Consider the following 4466-nt stretch of genomic DNA (forward strand, 5'->3'; position numbering starts at 1 on the left):
AATCTTCGATTTGCGGGGTTCTGTCAGGCGCTCTTATTGCGCCATCTGGCACACGCGCAGCACTTCGGCGCCATAGGCGTCGAACTTCTTGGCGCCCATGCCGGGAATGCCGTTGAGGTCGTCGAGGCTCGCGGGGTCGCGCTCGGCAATGGCCGCCAGCGTGGCGTCGTGGAAGATCACATAGGCCGGCAGGTTGTGCTCGCGCGCGACCTCGGCGCGCCAGGCCTTGAGGTTGATGAAGCGCACCTGGGCATCGGGGCCGAGGTTGAGCGCCGCGACGTTGGCCTGCGGCGTCTTGCGCGTGCGCTTGGCGGCGCTGGCCGTGGCTTCGCGCAGCATCACCTGGGCGTCGCCGCGCAGCACGGCGCGCGAGCCCGGCGTCAGCGCCAGGGTGTCGAAGCTGTGGCCGCTGTCGCTCGTGACCTTGTGCAGGCCTAAAGCGCCCGTGGCCAGCAGCTGGCGCAGCACGCCGCGCAGCTGGGCTTCGGAGTATTGCGCGCCCAGGCCGAAGGTCGACAGGCTCTGGTGGCCGTACTGGCGCACCTTCTCGGTGTCCTTGCCGCGCAGCACGTCCATGATGTGGCCGGTGCCGAAGGTCAGCTGGCAGGCCTCGTGCACGCGGTAGATGGTTGACAGCAGCTTGCGCGCGGCGTCGGTGCCGTCCCAGACCGCGGGCGGGTTCAGGCAGTTGTCGCAGTTGCCGCAGGGCGTGGAGTCTTCGCCGAAATAGCCCAGCAGGCGCTGGCGCCGGCAGTCGGTGGCCTCGGCCAGCGCGAGCAGCGCATCGAGCTTGCCGCGCATCACCTGCTTGAAGGTTTCCTCGGCCGGGCTTTCGTCGATCATGCGCCGCTGGTTGACGACGTCGTTGAGCCCGTAGGCCATCCAGGCGTGGGCCGGCAGGCCGTCGCGGCCCGCGCGCCCGGTCTCCTGGTAGTAGCCTTCGATGTTCTTGGGCATGTCGACATGGGCGACAAAGCGCACGTCGGGCTTGTCTATGCCCATGCCGAAAGCGATGGTGGCGCACATCACGATGCCTTCCTCGCGCAGGAAGCGGTCCTGGTGGCGCTGGCGCATGTCAGCCGGCAGGCCCGCGTGGTAGGGCAGGGCCGAGAGGCCGGCGTTCTGCAGCGTCTGCGCCAACTCTTCCACGCGCTTGCGCGACTGGCAATAGACCACGCCCGCGTCGCCCTGGTGCTCGGTCTGGATGAAGCGCTGCAGCTGGGCCGTCGCGTCCTTCTTCTCGACGATGGTGTAGCGGATGTTGGGGCGGTCGAAGCTGCTGACGAACTGGCCCGCCTGTTCGAGCTGCAGGCGCTCGACGATGTCGGCGCGCGTGAGCGAATCGGCGGTGGCTGTCAGCGCGATGCGCGGCACGCCCGCATAGCGTTCGTGCAGCACCGTGAGCGCGCGGTATTCGGGGCGGAAATCGTGGCCCCACTGGCTCACGCAATGCGCTTCGTCGATCGCGAACAGCGACAGCTGGCCGGCTTCATAGAGGCTGTCGAGCAGGCCCAGGAAGCGCGGCGTGTTGAGCCGCTCGGGCGCGGCGTAAAGCAGCGTGATGTCGCCGGTCTGCAGCCGCAGCTCGACTTCCTGCGTCTGCTCGTACGACAGCGTGGAGTTGAGGAATGCGGCGTCCACCCCGGCTTCGTGCAGCGCACCCACCTGATCGTGCATCAGCGCGATCAGCGGCGAGACCACGATGGTCACGCCATGGCCCTGCTGCTGGCGCACGATGGCCGGCACCTGGTAGCACAGGCTCTTGCCCCCGCCCGTGGGCATCAGCACCAGCGCGTCGCCGCCGGCAATCACATGGCTGACGATCGCCGCCTGCGGGCCACGGAACTGGTCGTAGCCAAAAACTTCTTGCAATACGGACTGCGCGGTGGACAAGCGGATTCTCTCGAAAAAAAGCGGGAAGCGACGAGCCCTGCAAAGCTCCGCAGGCATGCGCGCTGCGGGCCCTGGCAGGGGCCGGACAAACGCATATTGTGCGCCCGGGGCGCATTTCCGTGGTCCTGGGGCGGCACAGCCCCCCGCAGCGCAAGGGCCAGCCCGGCCTTCCTACAATGCAGCCAACGCCTTGTTTCTGCTGCAACTTTCATGCTCCGCTCTTCCCATTCCGGCTCCATGGCCCTGGCCGACAGCGACCGGCTGTTCGGGCCGGCCGACGACGCGCCGATCGCGCTGGACCCTGGCGCCTGGCTGCTGCCCGGCTGGGCCGCGGGCCAGGCGCAGCGCTGGGTGGACAGCGTGCGGCAGGTGCTGGAGCAGGCGCCGTGGCGCACCATGCGCACGCCCGGCGGCCTGCCTATGTCGGTGTCCATGAGCCATTGCGGCAGCTGGGGCTGGATCTCGGACGCCAGCGGCTATGCCTACAGCGCCACCGACCCGCACAGCGGACTGCCCTGGCCCGCCATGCCCGAGTGGCTGTGGCAGCAGGCGCGTGCCGCGGCCACCGCAGCCGGCTATCCGCAGTTCGCGCCCGACTCCTGCCTGATCAACCGCTATGTCGCGGGCGCGAAGATGTCCCTGCACCGCGACGCCGACGAAAGCGATACGCGCGCGCCGATTGTTTCCATCTCGCTGGGCCTGCCCGCGACCTTCCTCTGGGGCGGCCTGGCGCGCGCCGACCGCGTGCGCCGCATGCAGCTCGAGCATGGCGACGTGCTGGTCTGGGGCGGGGCGACGCGCCTGGCGTACCACGGCATCAGCCCGCTCAAGGATGGAGTGCACCCGCTGCTGGGCAGCGAGCGCTGGAACCTGACGTTCCGCATGGCCAAAGCGGGGTATCTCGCCCCCACGCTTGCTCGGCTGACGCCGTAGCCGCGCTGGGGGGCGCTGCCCCCCCAAGCCGGCGGGCAAGATGGCTGACCCGCGACGGGGCCACGCCCAACTTCCTACAATCGGGGGATGAGCCTGCCCCAATACACCCGCGCCAAAGAACTGCCCGCCACCCTTGCCCGCCGCATCGCCATCCTCGATGGCGCGATGGGCACCATGATCCAGCGCTTCAAGCTGGGTGAAGAGCAGTACCGCGGCGCAGGCTATACCGGCGCCGATGCCGTCGGCGAGCGCTTCCAGGACCTGCCGCGCGACGTCAAGGGAAACAACGAGCTGCTGAGCCTCACGCGCCCCGACGTGATCCGCGACATCCACGAACGCTACCTGGCCGCGGGCGCCGACCTGATAGAGACCAACACCTTCGGCGCGACCACGGTCGCCCAGGACGATTACCTGCTGGGCCATCTGGCGCGGGAAATGAACCTGCGCTCGGCCCAGCTGGCGCGCGCCGCCTGCGACAAGTACAGCACGCCCGACCATCCGCGCTATGTGGCCGGCGCCCTGGGCCCCACGCCCAAGACCGCGAGCATCAGCCCCGACGTCAACGATCCGGGCGCGCGCAACGTCGATTTCGAGACATTGCGCCAGGCCTATCTCGAGCAGACGCTGGCGCTGATCGAAGGCGGCGCCGACGTGATCCTGGTCGAGACCATCTTCGACACGCTCAACGCCAAGGCCGCGCTGTTTGCCGTCGACGAAGCCTTCGAGCAGAGCGGCGAATGCCTGCCCATCCTGATCAGCGGCACCGTGACCGACGCTTCGGGCCGGATTCTCAGCGGCCAGACCGTGACCGCCTTCTGGCACAGCGTGCGCCATGCGAATCCGCTGGCCATTGGCCTGAACTGCGCGCTAGGCGCGGCGCTGATGCGCCCCTATGTGCAGGAGCTGCACAAGGCCGCGCCCGACACCTTCATCAGCTGCTACCCGAATGCCGGCCTGCCCAACCCGATGAGCGACACCGGCTTTGACGAGACGCCCGAAGTCACGAGCCGGCTGGTGCACGAGTTCGCGGCCGAAGGCCTGGTCAACATCGTGGGCGGCTGCTGCGGCACGACGCCCGAGCATATCGGCGCGATCGCCCAGGCGGTGCGCGCCACGGCCACGCGGCCGCTGTTCTACCCGGCCCAGGCCTGAGCGCCGCGCACGGTTCCCGCGATGAACCTGCCGCTGCCGCCCGCCACCAGTCCGACAACCCCGGCGTCCGTGTCGCCCGTGACGGCGGTGCCTGCGACCACGGCCGTGGCGGGGGCGGCGCCCGTGGCCCCCACCGCGCCCGTGGCCCCCGCGGCGCCCGTCGCTCCCGCGCTAAGCCTTTCGGCCCAGGCGCAGCAGGCGCTGCGCCTGCAGGTGTTCCAGACGCTGATCGCCCAGCTCGTGACCCAGGTGCAGTCGGGCGCGCAGGCCGGTGCGCCGCAATGGCCCGCGGCGGGCACATCGCCCGAACTGCGTGAACTGCTCTCGGCCTTGGTGGCCCAGGCCACGGCGGGACTGGCCCAGCCGCAGCAGCTGGTCGCGGCCCAGCCCTGGCCCCAGGCCTGGCTCAATACGGTGCTCGCTCCCGCAGCGCCTGCAGCGCCTGCAGCGACGCCGCCACCCGCGAGCCCGGGCAGCCCGGCCGCGCC

3 protein-coding genes and 1 pseudogene are annotated in these 4466 nt (G+C 69.8%); 3 read left to right on the plus strand and 1 reads right to left on the minus strand.

The annotated features are described in order from the left end of the window. Window positions 1–33 precede the first annotated feature (33 nt). Entirely contained in the window at window positions 34–1893 is a 1860-nt protein-coding gene (recQ, locus tag RR928_RS01890) for a DNA helicase RecQ (protein ID WP_332537893.1), read from the minus strand. A gap of 210 nt (window positions 1894–2103) precedes the next feature. On the opposite strand from recQ, the gene alkB reads away from it, so the two are divergent. From alkB to RR928_RS01905, 3 genes and pseudogenes are all read left to right on the plus strand, one after another. Continuing rightward, a complete protein-coding gene (gene alkB / locus RR928_RS01895) occupies window positions 2104–2826 on the plus strand; it encodes a DNA oxidative demethylase AlkB (RefSeq protein WP_442881500.1) in 723 nt (240 codons plus the stop codon). A gap of 87 nt (window positions 2827–2913) precedes the next feature. Continuing rightward, window positions 2914–3978 carry a homocysteine S-methyltransferase family protein gene (locus RR928_RS01900; protein WP_332537892.1) on the plus strand — a complete coding sequence of 355 codons (1065 nt, stop codon included), beginning with the start codon at window positions 2914–2916 and terminating at the stop codon, window positions 3976–3978. Window positions 3979–3999: 21 nt separating this feature from the next. Continuing rightward, window positions 4000–4466, plus strand: a pseudogene (locus RR928_RS01905) (Fe-S oxidoreductase); the annotation flags it as partial.

Origin of the sequence: Comamonas sp., assembly GCF_036666375.1 — a bacterium.
In the GTDB taxonomy this organism is placed as follows: domain Bacteria; phylum Pseudomonadota; class Gammaproteobacteria; order Burkholderiales; family Burkholderiaceae_C; genus Comamonas.